This window comes from uncultured Marivita sp. (assembly GCF_947488135.1).
Lineage (GTDB): Bacteria > Pseudomonadota > Alphaproteobacteria > Rhodobacterales > Rhodobacteraceae > Marivita.
Map to the genome: position 1 here is coordinate 296,099 of NZ_CANKYW010000005.1, position 14,833 is coordinate 310,931.

The 14,833-nt window shown below is 61.7% G+C and carries 18 protein-coding genes; 1 reads left to right on the forward strand and 17 read right to left on the reverse strand.

Annotation, left to right across the window (positions count from 1 at the left end; genetic code table 11):
- Window positions 1-23 precede the first annotated feature (23 nt).
- The 7 genes from Q1B16_RS15665 to Q1B16_RS15695 form a co-directional block, all read right to left on the reverse strand.
- Window positions 24-728 (reverse strand): lytic transglycosylase domain-containing protein, encoded by a 705-nt coding sequence (locus Q1B16_RS15665; protein ID WP_299790754.1) that lies wholly within the window; start codon window positions 726-728, stop codon window positions 24-26.
- Window positions 721-1,242 carry a S26 family signal peptidase gene (locus Q1B16_RS15670; RefSeq protein WP_299790756.1) on the reverse strand — a complete coding sequence of 174 codons (522 nt, stop codon included), beginning with the start codon at window positions 1,240-1,242 and terminating at the stop codon, window positions 721-723. Before Q1B16_RS15670 ends, Q1B16_RS15665 begins: the two co-directional genes overlap by 8 nt.
- Window positions 1,239-1,697 (reverse strand): DUF2840 domain-containing protein, encoded by a 459-nt coding sequence (locus Q1B16_RS15675; protein WP_299790759.1) that lies wholly within the window; start codon window positions 1,695-1,697, stop codon window positions 1,239-1,241. Before Q1B16_RS15675 ends, Q1B16_RS15670 begins: the two co-directional genes overlap by 4 nt.
- Window positions 1,698-1,701: 4 nt before the next feature.
- Window positions 1,702-1,983, reverse strand: a complete 282-nt coding sequence (locus Q1B16_RS15680) for a helix-turn-helix domain-containing protein (RefSeq protein ID WP_021100692.1) — start codon at window positions 1,981-1,983, stop codon at window positions 1,702-1,704.
- Between the two features lie 176 nt (window positions 1,984-2,159).
- Entirely contained in the window at window positions 2,160-2,660 is a 501-nt protein-coding gene (locus Q1B16_RS15685) for a DUF2285 domain-containing protein (protein WP_299790762.1), read from the reverse strand.
- Window positions 2,661-2,733: 73 nt separating this feature from the next.
- Window positions 2,734-2,904, reverse strand: coding sequence for a DUF6499 domain-containing protein (locus tag Q1B16_RS15690; RefSeq protein ID WP_299790765.1), 171 nt, complete (start codon window positions 2,902-2,904; stop codon window positions 2,734-2,736).
- 131 nt (window positions 2,905-3,035) lie between these two features.
- Entirely contained in the window at window positions 3,036-3,308 is a 273-nt protein-coding gene (locus Q1B16_RS15695; protein ID WP_299790768.1) for a DUF2285 domain-containing protein, read from the reverse strand.
- A 140-nt stretch (window positions 3,309-3,448) separates the two neighbouring features.
- Between Q1B16_RS15695 and Q1B16_RS15700 the strand changes: the two genes are divergently transcribed.
- Window positions 3,449-3,688 carry a helix-turn-helix transcriptional regulator gene (locus Q1B16_RS15700; protein WP_299790771.1) on the forward strand — a complete coding sequence of 80 codons (240 nt, stop codon included), beginning with the start codon at window positions 3,449-3,451 and terminating at the stop codon, window positions 3,686-3,688.
- A gap of 108 nt (window positions 3,689-3,796) precedes the next feature.
- Here Q1B16_RS15700 and Q1B16_RS15705 read toward each other — a convergent pair whose 3' ends face one another.
- From Q1B16_RS15705 to Q1B16_RS15750, 10 genes are all read right to left on the reverse strand, one after another.
- Window positions 3,797-5,032 carry a hypothetical protein gene (locus Q1B16_RS15705; protein WP_299790774.1) on the reverse strand — a complete coding sequence of 412 codons (1,236 nt, stop codon included), beginning with the start codon at window positions 5,030-5,032 and terminating at the stop codon, window positions 3,797-3,799.
- Window positions 5,033-5,036: 4 nt separating this feature from the next.
- Window positions 5,037-5,354, reverse strand: a complete 318-nt coding sequence (locus Q1B16_RS15710; RefSeq protein ID WP_299790777.1) for a type II toxin-antitoxin system RelE/ParE family toxin — start codon at window positions 5,352-5,354, stop codon at window positions 5,037-5,039.
- The gene (locus tag Q1B16_RS15715; RefSeq protein WP_299790780.1) at window positions 5,351-5,620 is read right to left on the reverse strand and encodes a hypothetical protein; all 270 of its coding nucleotides are present in this window, start codon (window positions 5,618-5,620) and stop codon (window positions 5,351-5,353) included. The genes Q1B16_RS15710 and Q1B16_RS15715 overlap by 4 nt, the downstream gene beginning before the upstream one ends.
- A 191-nt stretch (window positions 5,621-5,811) precedes the next feature.
- Window positions 5,812-7,413, reverse strand: coding sequence for a hypothetical protein (locus Q1B16_RS15720; protein ID WP_299790784.1), 1,602 nt, complete (start codon window positions 7,411-7,413; stop codon window positions 5,812-5,814).
- A gap of 293 nt (window positions 7,414-7,706) precedes the next feature.
- A complete protein-coding gene (locus Q1B16_RS15725; RefSeq protein ID WP_299790787.1) occupies window positions 7,707-8,045 on the reverse strand; it encodes a DUF736 domain-containing protein in 339 nt (112 codons plus the stop codon).
- A gap of 658 nt (window positions 8,046-8,703) precedes the next feature.
- The gene (locus Q1B16_RS15730; RefSeq protein WP_299790789.1) at window positions 8,704-9,156 is read right to left on the reverse strand and encodes a hypothetical protein; all 453 of its coding nucleotides are present in this window, start codon (window positions 9,154-9,156) and stop codon (window positions 8,704-8,706) included.
- Window positions 9,157-9,274: 118 nt separating this feature from the next.
- A complete protein-coding gene (locus Q1B16_RS15735; RefSeq protein WP_299790792.1) occupies window positions 9,275-10,201 on the reverse strand; it encodes a DUF2493 domain-containing protein in 927 nt (308 codons plus the stop codon).
- A gap of 251 nt (window positions 10,202-10,452) precedes the next feature.
- Complete coding sequence (locus tag Q1B16_RS15740) at window positions 10,453-11,496, reverse strand: toprim domain-containing protein (RefSeq protein ID WP_299790795.1); 1,044 nt, start codon at window positions 11,494-11,496, stop codon at window positions 10,453-10,455.
- A gap of 100 nt (window positions 11,497-11,596) precedes the next feature.
- Entirely contained in the window at window positions 11,597-13,717 is a 2,121-nt protein-coding gene (locus Q1B16_RS15745; protein WP_299790798.1) for a ParB N-terminal domain-containing protein, read from the reverse strand.
- Between the two features lie 169 nt (window positions 13,718-13,886).
- The gene (locus tag Q1B16_RS15750) at window positions 13,887-14,783 is read right to left on the reverse strand and encodes a hypothetical protein (RefSeq protein ID WP_299790801.1); all 897 of its coding nucleotides are present in this window, start codon (window positions 14,781-14,783) and stop codon (window positions 13,887-13,889) included.
- Window positions 14,784-14,833 lie beyond the last annotated feature (50 nt).

Below are 14,833 nucleotides of genomic sequence, written 5' to 3' on the forward strand. Positions count from 1 at the left end.
TCGCCATGGTGCGATTCCGCGGATCATGGCGTTCGCCCCCTGCTGAGAGGCACGAATATGCCGTTCTGAGACGCGTCAGACGCAATCCGTTGGGCGTCATCGCCGGGGGGTTGACCCGCCTCGGCCGTCGCCGCGAACAGCGGGGCGTCGCGCCAGTCCTGCGTCCGGTGCGGGCGGCTGACTGCCTGCGCAACGTTGGTCCCGTCGGCGATGAGTGGCGCGAGGATGGCGAGGTAATTGCGGGTTTCAAGCGGCAATGCGCGACCGGTATCAAGGTGCTCTTGGTAGCGCGCAGGCCCGGCATTGTAGGCCGCGAGAAAGCCGGGTGACCCGAACCGGTCGTACATCTGTCGCAGATAGGCGGTACCGGCCAGAATGTTGTCGCGTGGATCGAAGGGGTCATCGCCAAACCCATAAGCTGCGCGCAATTCGGCCCAGGTGCCGGGCATGATCTGCATGAGCCCCATGGCGCCTGCGTGGCTGACCGCGCGTGGATTGCCCGCACTCTCGACCTCCATGACGGCACGAATCCAGGGCTGCGGGATGCCGAACCTGCGCGCGGCTTCTGCGATATGGATGTCGATGGGTTGCTGCTCAGATGCTGGAACACTGCGGTCCTGAGCGATCACGGCGGACGGTGCCACGGTGATCGGCATGCAGAGGATCAGTACAAGCGCGGTTGTGACGCCCGCGTGCCGACGCCTGTGCCCGGGTTCAAGACTATGCATCTTCCGCCCGCCCAAATGTCCAAAGAGGGATGGCACGCCCAAGGATCGTATCCGCTGACAAGGGCCCGAAATAGCGTCCATCGAGGCTGTCGGCGACACCGGTGACGAGCAAGAAAACCTCGTCTGACTCCAGCGTGACACATCCCGTCCAACGGGGAAGCGGGCGGCCCTGTTGGTCAGCCGATGCTGCCTCGGCAACAACGGTACCGTCGAGGGTGATATCGAGACCATCGCGACAGACGGTCATGCCCGAGACGGCCGCGATGCGTTTCAACAGCAAGGTATCCGCACCGATATAGCCGCGCTCAACCACCCAGGATGACAGGTCTTCCGGCAGGCGCACGGCGACGAGATCGTCCAGCGATGGCGGGTTTGACGCTCGAACAACGTAGAGGCCGATCGGCACGCTTGCTGAGGCGTTCCAGATCAGGCGCGGTGCGCGGTCGATCTGTGCAGCTGCGAGCAGACCAAGGGACAAACCGGCCGCGAGGAGGGGAGGGGCCGCCGCGCTCATGTCGTCACCACGCGACGCTTGAGCCATGCCGCATGCCGGGCAGGGCTGTAGGGCCGGGGCTCCAATGCAGCGGTCAGGCGGTTGTGGACGTGCCGCCAATGATCGGGGCAGACATCTTCCGGCGCGATGCCATAACTTTCCACAATATCGACGGACCGCAGGGCCGCCTCGACCTTGGGCCAGCCGGAGAGACGCAGCAAAAGCTGGCCGCCCGGTGTCACACAGGGCACCGTCGAGCAGGGCTCGCCTGCACCGACGGCGCGCAGAATATCGATCCGGCTTTCAACAGTGCCGTGGTCGTTCGACGACCAGCGGACGAGCGCGAAGATTGCGCCGGGGGCGAAGGCCACGCGCTTTTCCGTGCGCGTCAGGATGGTTTCCTCGGCAATCCGACCGAAGCGGATCCAGCGCTCGATGCGCCCTTCGATCCAGGTGAGGTGGACAAGTGTCTGCATCGGCTCAGCGCCCCCGCCGCAGATAGGCCGGCGAAACGGCGGCATGGCGTTTGGCGGGTAAAACGCGGTCTTCAGTCTCGTCCGAGGTCGAGGTTTTCTCGCCTCGTGTGACCCAGGCCTGCAGATCGTCGACCGCGTAGACGACACGTCCGCCGATTTTCGAATAGCGCGGGCCGGTCCCGTAGGTCCGGTGTTTTTCCAGCGTACGGCCAGACAGGCCGAGAAATCGGGCGGCTTCCGGGGTTCTGAGGTAGCGGGGCGGGAGTCCTTCATTTGGGTCGGGCATTTGAGCATCTCCGGCTGTTAGGCCGCGCGACGGCGCGTCGCGGGCTGTCGGAGGTCATCAAAACGGAAGATCGCTATGGGGAGGGATGACGAAGATCACGGCGCGAAAACGTCACCCCCAAAGGCCAACAGGATCAGGGCCTGATGAGGGTTCGATTTTCGGAGATCGCGCGGTGATCACTTGCGCGGCTTGGAGCGCCCAGTGGGTCCTTTGCCGAGAAGGAGAAAGCGATAGCCTTTGGTGGTCAGATGCGTGCCATGGGCTGTCAGTCGGGTGATCTGGGCCTTGAGGGAGCTGGTCTTCCAATGCTCGCGCGACACAGCCTCCGCGCCGAACAGATGCCGCGCTATCGTCTGGTAGCTGGCACGGTCCCGGCGCGCATCGAGCGTGCGCAGTGCAAGCTGAATGCGCCGTCGCTGCTGCGTTGTCAGGGGCGGAGGGGTTCGTTTCTGGCGCAGCAATTGCACACGGAGGGCCTTGAGTGTGTCCACCCGTGCCGCCCAATGTTCGTCCAGCGGCACCAGAATCCCAATCGGGCGTTGGATGCTTTTGGCATCCAGCACAAGCAATGCGCCTGTTGCGAGGCGCACATAGATCAAGCCGTCCTGCGTTCCGATGACGGTCAGATCATCTGCATCGATGTGCGGCGCGGCGGTGTCGCCGCCTGGGATAGGCACAGCATACCCGACCGCTGCCGGGGCGATTGAAGGCGTCCAGAACACGGGTGCATTGGGTGCGTCGATGTCCGGATCAACCGGGAAATCGCAATCCCCATGCGGCCGGTGTTTTCAATCCATCCCGCATTTGCGGGTAATTGGCGCGATAGTCGGAATTGCGGCGTAAGCATTCCCAGGCCAGTCCGGACAAGTCGAGACTGTCGAAATGCTTGTACGCCGTTTCGTCTTGCCAATCCTTGGTCATGGCGAAGCTCCGCGTCAGCTGTTTCGATGAACGATGAGTATAGCTTGGTGACGCGTCAAAACGACGGCAGGAACGGTTACTTTGCGCAACCTGCGCGGGTGTTCGCCGATCTCAGACGGATCGGGCGAAGTTCAGCCCGTACGGCCCTCAAGCAGCTTGCGATAGCCGTGCTCCGTCATCCAGCGGGCGCGGGCGAGGTGGCTGTCGTACATCTTTTTGGCACGCTCTGGTTCCTCGGCGGCATCGATCCCGAACAGAATCTCACTGACTTCCTGCAGGCTGGCACCGCTTTCAGCGGCATCAAACAGGCGCAAGTACAGCGTCATATGCGCGTGGTCGTAATCGGTCAGCTCATCGCTTTGTGGTGCGAGATCAGCGATCGGCGTGGTGCCGGTGGCAGACATGATTCCCCCTCGCCGTTGGGCGTTAAGGCTCATAACAGCACATCAGATTGCATGTGCAAGGTCGGATTGCGGTCAGTCAAACCGCAGATGAGTATTATAATACGTCGCACCAAAATACGCGATAGGTTCTTTACTCGCGGATGGACATCCGCGTTGTTTTTGCAAGGAATCTCAAGCACTACCGCCAACGGCGCGGGCTGACACAGGCCGCGTTGGCGGCGGCGATGGATGTCGACCGCGCCCATGTCAGCGCAATGGAACGCGGCCAGCAGAATGTCACGTTGCAAACTCTACAGCGGGTCGCGGCGCATCTGGATGTGGCACCGGCGAAGCTGATCGAAGAACGCGCCGAAGGAGATGTGCGTTCCCGATCATCGTGATCGATCGTCTGGGCGGTCGTCTGTTGGTTCGAAAATTGCGAGGTCAGGTCAGGGCATTGGTTGGTTTCATCGCGCCGTGCAGGCTGCTTCTCGACAGGGATCAATCCGCTATTCAGCACTGAGTTCGGTCAGCTTCTGGCCAAGGCGGCGTTGCATCAGATCATCGCCGGGCGTGGTCTCCATCAGTCGCTGAAGCGCCGCGATGGCCCAGCCCCGCCGGTCGATGCGTGTGCTGGCGGTCATCAGGTGATCGACGGCTTCGTCGATGTCGAACGGGCTGGGTTCATAGCCACGGCCCGCCAGAAGATGCCTGATCGCATGCAGAGCGACATCGGCAGCGAAGGCCGGTTCCTTGATCGCGAAATCGCGGGCGGCGCGGATCAAGGTTGAGGGGGCGGCCTCACTGTCCGCTGCGCAGTCGAGCGCGATGTCGAAATACGTCGCGGTCTTGGCCGCGGCGAACCATTTGCCCTTGCGACCGTGGAGCGCGATCAGGTCTTCCAGTAATGCACGGGCATCCCGGTCAGGGTACCGTCTGACCAGATCGCGCCACATCGCCAGCCACGTGTTTCCGCTCGCTGTGGGCAGGCCGAACCTGCGGTAGGCCTCGTCTGCCTTGCCTTGCCGTACAAGGATCGCCTCGCAAAACCGGCAGATGTCGTGATGGCCCCATGTCTGGCGATCCCCCTCCAGAAGCGCTGCGGCATAAGTGAGCGCGTCATCCTCGCGGCCCTGTCGAAGCAGGGCTTCGACCCCGAATTTGTCATCGAACCACAGCCGGGTCTTCTTGACCGCGAGGAGCGCCAGCAGATCGTCATAGCGTCCGGCCTCGAGCAGGCAGGACAACGTGAGGGTCGCGGTGCCGACATGGGAATACCGCTCCCAATCTGACCAGGCCCGATGGATCAGGGCGAGATCCCGGTCGGCATGCAGGGTCATGAGCGAGGGATACGCGGCGATTTCGCCGAACCGCTCCGAGATCGGGGCGAGGTAGTCGACGCCATCGTCCTCGATCGCTGCGCGCAACTGCTCCAACCATTTTGCGCGCGTCTTTTCATCGGCAGGGGCGGCGATCAGGATCGGCACAAGGTCGTCCAGCGTGCGGCGCACAGCGGTGCCAAGTGCGCCCGAGGAGGTGTCGATATGCTCAAACGCGGGCCAGATCCGCGCGGCCAATGCGACCACGCCGTCGGCCGCCGTGACAGGATCCGCGCGATTGACGGCCCGGATTTCCGCGCTGGCCGATTTCAACCACTGGGTCGCCTTGGCGGAGCCGCGCCATCCAAAAGCGCTTGCGCGCATGCCGGGTTTGAAGGCCCATTTGTGGACAGGTTTGCGCGTCATGCTGCTACCGCCCGCGCGATTTGCTGCGCGTGATCCAGTCGGCCCCGGCATAGGTCACGGCGTGGACATAGACCTCGCGGGCATCATCGTCGACGGTGAAGGCGATCACGGCCTTGCGGCCTGCAGGGATGGCGCGCAGCCCGGGTGCGATCTCGTCCCGGCGGCTGCCCTTGTGCGGCAGGTCAGCGAGGCTGGCGATGGTGGCCTCGATCTCGTCCAGCCGGCGCGCGGCGGATTGCGGGCCGGCATAGTCAATCAGCCAGCGCGTGATCGCGTCGAGATCCTCCGCGACCGCCGGATGGAACCGGATGCGATAGCTCACGTCTTGCGCGCAGCCTGCAGCCGGGCCCGCGCGGCGGCAAATGCGTCCTCGGCCGGGACATAATCGGCACGCGGTGTGTCGAGCCGCGCCCGGATTTCTTCGGCCATCGCTCCAAGGGCCAGCTCGCGCTCTTCTTCGTCACGCATCATCTGCTCCAGCGCCGCCGCCACAGCCGCGCTTTGCGAGGCGAAGACGCCTTGGCCCACCTTGTCGGTCAGGAACCGATGGTGGCGGTCGGTGAAGCTGAGGGTTGTCTTGACGGTCATGCTTGCCTCCGTGGTATGACTTAGTCATATAGGCGAAGGCTTGAAGATTCGCAATCTCTTAGGGCAGGGCGGAGAGCGGAATTTCGTTGCCGCCACGAACCGAATACTCAGATAGCTCAAAAAAAACTTTCCGACACATTCTGCCGAAACCCAATCTCGTACCAGTAAGACACCAAGCATTGATGATGCGCTCACACCTCAATGTCGCCTGCATCAGTTTGATTTTCCATCCAGCGAAGGTTCCAAGCAATTCTTATTCGGCGTGTGTATTCGATCGTTGATCCAGAAATGTCCGGTGCTTTGATCCTTCTCATCCGTCTGATTTGAAGGGTTCCTATCAGATCTTCAGCCAACCCAAAGTTTGTTAATTTGCGGCTACGGTAATCTTTCTGGAAAACGTGAACCCTTGCATATGCTAAGGGAAGATAACGTAAGAGGCTTGTATATGACATTTCATGTCGAGCTTTTCGCAAAGATTTACGAATTATCTCCCTACACTGACGCCGTACAATACTTTGGTCAATTTGATCGTCTCTGCTTTCGAGAACGACGTAAGCATTCAGAACAGTCCCCCAAAAATTCCGATGAAATTTCGTATTTCGTACGATTACTTCACACAATCCGGATTTCTGTCGATATTCCGCTGCGGCTAAGGGCGTGTGGACACGAAAAGCTAGCCAGAGAGAACTCAACTTTCCAAACAGCTTTGGGAGTTTTATTCGCGGCACAAAGAAGAGACCGGTATCTTCGAGAACATCCGAATACCGTTCAATTTTATGACATTGACTGCGATGGTACGAAAGAGCCCCTCCATAAAAAGCGCCAAAACCTCGCAATCCCTTTGGCTGGTTCAGTGATAAGAAGTAGCGATCATAGCCAGGTGCTAATCGTTCTGACAACACAGCCGTTTGGAATGAAGAAAAGAATGCTTTGTGATAATCAAGGGTCGCCACCTCAACGTAGACTATCAATTGCGAGCCATTGATTTGCTCGGAAGGTAGCCAACCAACCACCTGCCAATAGGGTGTTTGGGTTTCCGCCCGCAATTCCTCCAGCCGTAGGTGATGAGGCCGAGGGTACTCCGGATCTGGTTGCTTCAACAGGAATCCCGACATTGCAGCGACCATTCCGTTACACACATCCAATAGATCATCAAACATTTGAATGACCTCATTGTCTCGAAAGTCTTTCGAGTTCCCCTTCTTGTCCCTGTAATAAATTCTGTTAGTGCCATAAGTTACGCCGCCGTGCGCGATGCCATTCCGCATCACGGCCTCATATGGTTGAAGAAGCGTCTCAAAATCGGTTCCGTCCAACTCACCTGAAATGTCATAAAGTTCAAGTTTTGCGGTACCCTTGTTTCTGCCAACTCGAGAGAAGTAGGCTGGGATCATCAAGAGGGGCTTTAGAACGGCTTCTGTAAGGCGTAGGTAAGCTGGGTTGATATTTTGATCGATAAGCATGAGTTTTCGATAGTCATCCTCACCTTGCAACGCGTCGTCATGCCAAGGGAACCCATTGATTTCTTCGACATAGCGGAACGCATTGTCAATATTGCCGATTTCATCAGTAATGAGTTGCCGCAACGCTCTGTGGTCTTCCTTGTTTAGACGCTCCAACTCACGAAGGAACAGCTCCGTGGCAAACTGAGAGAAAAATTTATGTGGTCGCCTTTCGATATATTTCCACAAAGAAATGAAATTTTGATCTTCGACCGTCTTTAAAAAGGGAAACCGACTAGAAATGTAATTTGCTTGTTCGTCATGCAACTTGCCTAGAATTGGGTTTTTCACTGTTACAACTTTCGGTCGAAGTCCGATACAACTGTCCTATGGATCCAGAACACTGTGTGCTCTTGAGTGCTCAGAACCTACATATGTTCACGACGTGGGAAACGAAAGCATAGGAGTTTGCAAACCGAGCCAAAGCTCCAATCTGAGTGCTGCTACGCCGCATATGAAGTTTCGGTGAAGGATCGGTTTGGGCCGGAAGTGCCGTTTACAATCCGCACCACGAACCGCTCTAGGTCAACCCAACAAGGGAAAAGCGCACCCCGCCCGGTGATCCCGGGCGGGGTGGTTTGCTGTCAGTCGCCGTTGCGCCGGGTGTTGGGGCGCGACCAGATGAGGCTGAAGGTCTCTTCGCCGCCTTCGACCACCGTGTCGTCGAAGAGGTTGGCGTAGATCGGCTGGGTGAAGCTCGGGTCGTCGAGCTTGAGGCTCAGGTAGTCGCGGCCCTCGGTCGAGCGCTTGGACCAGGCGGCGCCGATCTCGGCACGGCCGACGAAGACGCGGTGGGAGGGGGCGTTCTCGTTCGGGGTGCTGTCCTCGGGGACGATGCGGACGGCTTTCGCCTGAACGCTTAGGGTGACGATTTCGCCGACGTATTCGTTGCCGGTCTTCTTGAAGGTTCCGATGGTGGCCATGTCATATCTCCTATTGGCTTGTCCGAGCCCGCGCCCATCGCGGCCTCGATGGCGATCGTCAGGACCGGGGCGATCCGCCGACGCAGCCCCTGTGGCCCGCAGCGCCAGCGGAGGACGGCAAGGCCGGTCTTTCTTGTTCCGCGAGGAATGGCTGACCCGAGACTTTTCGGGGACGCCAGGGGAAGAAAGTCCGGACCGGCCGTTGCGGCCTAGGCGGTCGAGGCGTCAGCCGATCCCGGTCAGATCAGCCGCTGAGAGGCCCGCAAGGGACGCGTGGCTTCATGCCATGGAAGAGGGGATGACAGGCTACCTCTGGACCGCGCAAGATCCCGGCAGCATGCGTCGTGCAAAGACAGGTTGCGGCGTACAGGCGGAAACGGTGCATGTCCCGGACTTGCCTCGCTCCTCCGGGATTGCCCCCTCTCGCCGTGTCTGTGCTTGCCTGCCGTGATGATCGGTATGCCGTCGATCCAGGTGTATGCGCGACCGGGGCCATGAGTCATGACGTGGGTCTCGGCGATCTGGCCTTACTCAGCAGGTCCTGCACAACCGCGATGCTACGGTGACGGCGAGGATCGAGTCCTGTTGCCTCAATCGGTTGCGGGGCACGCTGACGATGTGGCGGACAGCACGCAGCGGCGCAAGCTTCACAGGGCGTTCAGTATTCTTCGAAAGACCTGTGCGGATGCGGGTCGGACATGGCGTTGACCTCGGACCAGCCCGACACCCGCGCCCAAGCGGTCCCGCCCACAACCAGCGCGCCTAAACAGGACAAGAAGGTGATGGTGACGGTGCCCGCGCTGCCGAATTCAGCAAGGCCTTTTGCGGCATGAAACCCGGCGATCCCGGCAGGGATCGCGTAGATCAGACCGATGGCAAGTTTGATGGGGATGGAGCGGATGCGGTCGAAGGCGAATTCCCCCAGAGCGGCGACCAAGCCGCCTATGAAGAGGCCCGCAATGATCGACAGGGAGATGCCTTGGCCCGTTTCATAGAGATACATGCCCGAGGTCAGTCCGATCGCGAAGGGCAGGGCGTAGACGGCCAGGTTGAACAGGATCCAGCAGAGGGCACCGAGGCCGAACAGCGTGAAGAGGGTGGAGAAAAACATGAGGCACTCCTTTCGAGAACAAGGATCGCGCCGCCACCTCCTCCATTGGCACGGGCAGATCATAGCAGAAAACGGCCCGCCCCGGGAGGGTCCGGGGCGGGCGTCGGCGGAAATCCAGTCATGCCCTTGGGGCAGCTTTCGGCCGGAAGTCGAATAGCGGAATGCCCATCGTGCGGGCCTTGTCGGCGAGATTTTCCGTGATGCCTGAGCCCGGGAAGACGATGAGGCCGATGGGCAGGGTGTCGAGTAACTGGTCGTTGCGCTTGAAGGGGGCCGATTTGCCGTGCCGCGTCCAGTTGGGTTTGAAGACGATCTGCGTCACGGCGCGATTGTCGGCCCAGGCAGTGGCGATGCGCTCGGCCCCACGCGGCGCGCCGCCGTGCAACAGGACCATGTCGGCGTGTTTCGCGTGGACGCGGTCGAGCGCCGCCCAGATGGCTGTGTGATCGGTGCAGTCCAACCCGCCGGTGAAGGCGATTTTTGTGCCCAGCGGCAGCAGCGGTTCCAGATCGGCCCGGCGCTTGGCGGCGATGTGATCGCGGCTGTCGATCAACGAGGCGGTCAGGGTGCGCCGGTTCACGTGGCTGCCTGTGCGCGGGTGCCAGGTCTGGCCGAGATGCGCCTCGAAGCCCTCGGCCGCGAGATCGCGCATGGCCTCAAAGGCATTGCGCCGCTCGATGAGCGTGATGCCCTCCGCGATCAGGGTTTCCAGTTCGACCGAGCGGACCTCGGAGCCGTCCTGTTCGCGCTGCGCGCGTTTCTGCGCCTGTTCGTTGCTGTCGAGATCCCGGCCTGTCCGCGTCGCCATGCGGTGAAACAGGTTCGTGGTGGACCAGAGCAGGTCTTCGAGGTCGGGTTCCAACCGCGTGTCGGACAGCGTCGAGACGAGCGCGTCGAAAATGTCGGCGACGGCGGTGCGAATGGCGTCGGGTTCCGGCAAGGGGCGGGGATCGGGTTCGTCCGTGAAGGGACGCCAGCCGTATAGCTGCAGTTCCTCGAGTACGATGGCGGTGGAGGATCGGGTTTGAAGGTGTGTCTCGGGCATGATGTCGTCTCCGGTTGTCGAAGACCGCGCCTCTCGCGGCCTTCCCGGGCAACGGAAAAGCGGGGGCCGGACGGGTCTGCATTCTCAGGGGTCCCCGTCGCGCCCGCGCGATGGGGTGGAACCGGAGCGCAGCGGAGGACGGCCGTGGCCGTTGCGGGCGCGTCCGGGCTCTGCTCCGTTTTGCCCGCTCTCGGAAGGCCGGAAGGCGTGGCTCTGATCGCGGAGGCGCTGGCCGGCTGCGCCGACTCCGATCAATCGATGGCGTGGTCGAGGAAGGTCACGGCATCCTCGGGCGCCAGTTGCGGACGCAGATGCGCGCGCAACGCGTCGCGGCCAATGGCCCGCAGATCGTCATTGAAATCGCCGAGACAGGCGGAGAGGTGGATCGCGTCGATCCCGGCCTGTCTGGCCCGATGCGCCAGTTGGTCCGCGGCGGACAGGCCTGCCGGGTCGGCATCGACGGCGATGTAGAGGCGGCGAAGATCGGCGGGCAGCTGCAGGGCTGCGAGATGGTTGGCGGACAAAGCCGCCACGACAGGAAGCTCCGGCAGGGCCAGATGCAGGGAGAGCATGGTCTCCAGCCCTTCGCCTGCAGCGAGCACGCTGACCGGTTTGCCGATGCGAACACCATGGCCGAGGAGATTGCCCATCGCCTTGCGCGGTGGAATGACCGGGGCCTTGTCCGCAGTGGCGGGGTCAAGCCAGGTGCGGTGCAGGCCGGTGAGCCGTCCATCGAGGTCCGTCACCTTGGCGAGCAGGGCGGGCCACGTCTCGGGCGGGTCTGTCAGCGCGTGATCCTCGCGCCAATAAAAGCATTTCGGGTGAAACCGGAGACTCTCGAGATGTCCCAGCCCTGTGAGGCCGCGCCCTGCGAGATAGCGTTCTGCCAAGGTGCCCGACATCGGCTGGCCCATCGCCCAGAGTCGCCGCGCCGCCTCGGGTGAACCGCGAGATGCTGGCGGATTGGCGGCGCGGTGCCTGTCCGTCTGCGGCAGGCTGAGGAACCGGCGCGCTTCGTCCAGCGTGTCCTTCAGGGTGACAATCCCCATGTTGAGGGCGACCAGATCCAGCAGGTCGCCGTGCTGCCCGGTAGCGGAATCTGTCCACTTGCCAGCCGCGCCGGGTCCGGAAGTCGGGCCCGAAAGCCGAACGTAAAGACTGCGGCCCGGCGTGTTCTGCACGTCGCCTACGATCCAGTAGCGGCCTTGCTTGCGTCCGTTTGAAAGGTACTGTCGGCAGACGGCCTCGGCATCCTGGGCAAGGCGGCGGGCGATGTCGGCGGCGGGGCTGTGCATGCTCTGTGCCTCCTGTCGTGGATTGAAAAAGGGGTCCGCCATTTCTGGCGGACCCCGGCTGCCGGAACTCGGGGGGAAGGAGCTCCGACCTGCTCGAAGGTCACTCGGCGGCAGTTCGGGCGAAGGCGTCGCCGGCGACGGGATCATCTTCGCTCAAAGGCTCGGAGTCTGCGATAGCCGGTTCGCCGCCGTCTTCCGCCGATTGCGCTTCGCCGGTGTCGGGATCGTCGTCCGAAGGTCCTCCATCGGCGTCGTCGATCAACTCGATCTCAGGCGCGTCCTCTTCCGGCAGCGGCGGCGTGCGCAGCGGCTCGGGTAACCAGCCGGTGCTGACGAGCAGGTCCTCTGCAGCGGTCACCATCTCCGGTTTCTTCAGCCCCGCGATGCGGTCGGCGGCATCTTCGCCTTTCGCCTCGCGCACGGCCTCGAGGATGCGCGCCTTGGTAACCCGACCGAGGTAGCTGTCACCCGTGGCCGTCCAGCCCGCTTTGGCCATGTCGAGCCCGACGGTCCCGGCCAGCACATCCGCATGCGCGATGGCGCGCGGTCGGCGCTGGCAGGGGTCGTAGACAGCATTCACGCTCATCGACACGCAGTGGGCGAAGAGCGCCTCGCGGCTGCAGCTGTCGAACTCGGTCAGCGCCTCCCAGAGGTCTTCTGGCGCTTTCGGCAGGTTCCGCGCCCAGGTCTCTTGGCGCTGGTCGATGGCCTGCGCGTAGGCCGTGTCGACGAGGCCCGGCACCTGCGATCCGAACCCCGCGTTGCGCGGTTCGATCTCGACGCAGCTGTCGACGGCGTAGCGGTAGAAGAGCCGCAGGACCATCGCGTGCAGCGCCGCGAGGACGGCGACCTGCGGGTCCTCGGCCAGTGCATTGCGCAGCGCCAGGGTGCGATGGGCCGTCAGTTCCATGACGAGGCGGTCGGAGAGCGGTTTGAGGCCGTCATCCTCGTCCTCCTCGTCCGTAGTGGACGCGACGGTGTCGTCGATGTCCTCTTCCGGCACCATTTCCGATGCGACCTCGCCGAGGTCCTCCACCTCTTCGGCCGGTTCATCTTCGGGCCGCACGTACCCACGTTCGACCCGCAGCCGCCCGGAGCTGTCGAGGCTGACGAAAGCTCCGGCCAGAGCGAGAGCGTCGGCCTCGTACCGGATCGGACGTGCCTCGAGGGCTTCCATCGCCTCCTCGATCTCGCCCAACCGGGTATCGACGTCGTCGGGCAACTCGTCGGCCTCCGCATGCTCGGCCTCGAGCGCTGCGTATTCGGCCTTCAGCGCCTCGTAGCGGACAGCCTCCTCGTCGGTCATCGGCACCGCCTCGCCATGGACCCGGCGCATCCCGAAGGTGTGGCCATAGGGGAACTCGGTATCGACCTCGACCCATTTCCAGCCCTCGTCGCGCACCGTCTCGGCCTCCTCGGCGAGCTTCTCGCGCACCATGACGTCGAGCAGGGCGGCATCCTGCAGCCAGCCGCCGTCGTCCTGCTGGAACAGATCGCGCAGGATCTCGCCCCCGGCCTCGACGTAATCGCCCGTCCCGACGAACTGAGCCCGCTTGTCCGACGCCCGCACCGCACCCTCGGTCAACATGCGGCGTATCTCGTAGGGCTGCCGGGAATAGTGCCGCTGCAGCGCCTCCCAGACCTGCTCCTGCCGCGCGTGATCAGGGTTGACCGTGAAGGCCATGAGTTGGTCGAGCGTCATCTCCTCCTCGGCATAGGCGTCGAGCAGCGACGGCGCGACCGCGGCGAGCTTCAGCCGCTGCTTGACCACGCTGGCGGAGACGAAGAAGGCCGCGGCGATCTCTTCTTCCGTACGGCCCTTCTCGCGCATCGCCTGGAAGGCGCGGAACTGGTCGAGCGGATGAAGCGGCGCGCGCTGGACGTTCTCGGCGAGGCTGTCCTCCTCGGCGAGCCCGTCGGTGCGCACGATGCAGGGCACCAGCGCGGTCTTGTTCATGCGCTTCTGCTTCACGAGCAGTTCCAGCGCCCGGAACCGCCGCCCGCCGGCGGGGATCGTGTACATGCCGGTCTCGGCGCCGCTCTCGTCCAGCACGGGCCGCACGGTGATGGAGCTGAGCAGCGTCCGCCGCGCGATGTCCTCGGCCAGTTCCTCGATCGACACGCCCGCCTTGACGTGGCGCACGTTCGACTGGCTGAGCATGAGCTTGTTGAAGGGGATGTCGCGCGAGGCGCTGAGGGTGATCTTCTGTGGCTTGGTCATCGGGATATCTCCGCGACGGGCCAGCCGGGAGCCTCTCTCCCGACCTCCAAACCCGTCACGGAAAACCCGGCCTACCTCTTCCTCTAAAGGGACCAGACGCCATGATCACACCACCCAGAGCGGCGGCTCCGAGGGACGAACCGGAGCTTCTGGTAGGCAATTCAATCCTTCAATCCACTCCAGCGATTAATTGTTTTTTTCCAACGCGCACAAAATCAGCGTGTAATTTGACAATCTCTGCAGCAAGATCGTGAAAGTTGCCAACGACGCGCCAAAATCGTTCCGGCTGCTCGATCTCCCATTCCGGCGGCACCCAGTGTCGGTCTGCACTCATCTCCGTAGCGAAAGTTTCAGTCGCAAGCAGAGTCGTGTAGGTGTCGGTCTTTTCCCAAAGAGCTTTCCGAAGCGCTTCCAATTCGGGCGAAAGAAACTCTCGTTCTGGGTGGTTCCACTCATAGAAAAACTCCCAAAGCGGGTCGAACTTTGCTCGGGGAAAGGAGAAACCTGCCATATTATTCCTATCTAGAAAACCTATCACGCCGTCAGTTTGCAGGAGGCCAATCATTTGGTCATATAGCGCTCGATCATGTATCCGGGCTTCGTCGACCTTCCCCCGAAATTGAGGATAGTGAGCGAAGAACACGTCGTCGTCAGTGGCAAGGTCTTGGCAAAGATCATCCCAGAAGAGAATACCAACGCGAAACTTTCCTTCTTGGCGGCGAGCCTCCGAAAGAATGCGCACTTTTCTTTGTAGAGGCGCATCGCGTGGCGCGGTTGTCGCGATGTAAACACGATCAAGCGGTGGATCAAATTTCTCGGCGTTTGCAACTTCGTCCTCAATCACGGCGAACGAGATACCGCCAACCGTGTTCTTACATTGGACTCCAATATGGCGGTCATCATCATCGTGTCCAAATACATCAATACCGTCTTGCTTCTGGCCGGTGCGCCCATGGCGTTGAAAGTCCGTACTGCCCCATCTCAGCTTGGCCGCTGAAAGAGTAATATCTTCGAACTCATCCCAAGACTTGGGCGGCGGAACTACGGAAGAGGCGATTGTTGGCATTTAATCTCTTTGGCAATTGTCGGTGTTGCCTACATGGCAAACCATTTTGT

What these genes read in the sequence shown, in the direction of transcription:
- Q1B16_RS15750 (WP_299790801.1), bottom strand. Translation starts at nt 14,783, where the DNA reads ATGCCAACAATCGCCTCTTCCGTAGTTCCGCCGCCCAAGTCTTGGGAT.
- Q1B16_RS15670 (WP_299790756.1), bottom strand. Translation starts at nt 1,242, where the DNA reads ATGAGCGCGGCGGCCCCTCCCCTCCTCGCGGCCGGTTTGTCCCTTGGT.
- Q1B16_RS15740 (WP_299790795.1), bottom strand. Translation starts at nt 11,496, where the DNA reads ATGCACAGCCCCGCCGCCGACATCGCCCGCCGCCTTGCCCAGGATGCC.
- Q1B16_RS15665 (WP_299790754.1), bottom strand. Translation starts at nt 728, where the DNA reads ATGCATAGTCTTGAACCCGGGCACAGGCGTCGGCACGCGGGCGTCACA.
- Q1B16_RS15715 (WP_299790780.1), bottom strand. Translation starts at nt 5,620, where the DNA reads ATGACCGTCAAGACAACCCTCAGCTTCACCGACCGCCACCATCGGTTC.
- Q1B16_RS15700 (WP_299790771.1), top strand. Translation starts at nt 3,449, where the DNA reads ATGGACATCCGCGTTGTTTTTGCAAGGAATCTCAAGCACTACCGCCAA.
- Q1B16_RS15675 (WP_299790759.1), bottom strand. Translation starts at nt 1,697, where the DNA reads ATGCAGACACTTGTCCACCTCACCTGGATCGAAGGGCGCATCGAGCGC.
- Q1B16_RS15745 (WP_299790798.1), bottom strand. Translation starts at nt 13,717, where the DNA reads ATGACCAAGCCACAGAAGATCACCCTCAGCGCCTCGCGCGACATCCCC.
- Q1B16_RS15730 (WP_299790789.1), bottom strand. Translation starts at nt 9,156, where the DNA reads ATGTTTTTCTCCACCCTCTTCACGCTGTTCGGCCTCGGTGCCCTCTGC.
- Q1B16_RS15680 (WP_021100692.1), bottom strand. Translation starts at nt 1,983, where the DNA reads ATGCCCGACCCAAATGAAGGACTCCCGCCCCGCTACCTCAGAACCCCG.
- Q1B16_RS15725 (WP_299790787.1), bottom strand. Translation starts at nt 8,045, where the DNA reads ATGGCCACCATCGGAACCTTCAAGAAGACCGGCAACGAATACGTCGGC.
- Q1B16_RS15735 (WP_299790792.1), bottom strand. Translation starts at nt 10,201, where the DNA reads ATGCCCGAGACACACCTTCAAACCCGATCCTCCACCGCCATCGTACTC.
- Q1B16_RS15705 (WP_299790774.1), bottom strand. Translation starts at nt 5,032, where the DNA reads ATGACGCGCAAACCTGTCCACAAATGGGCCTTCAAACCCGGCATGCGC.
- Q1B16_RS15690 (WP_299790765.1), bottom strand. Translation starts at nt 2,904, where the DNA reads ATGACCAAGGATTGGCAAGACGAAACGGCGTACAAGCATTTCGACAGT.
- Q1B16_RS15695 (WP_299790768.1), bottom strand. Translation starts at nt 3,308, where the DNA reads ATGTCTGCCACCGGCACCACGCCGATCGCTGATCTCGCACCACAAAGC.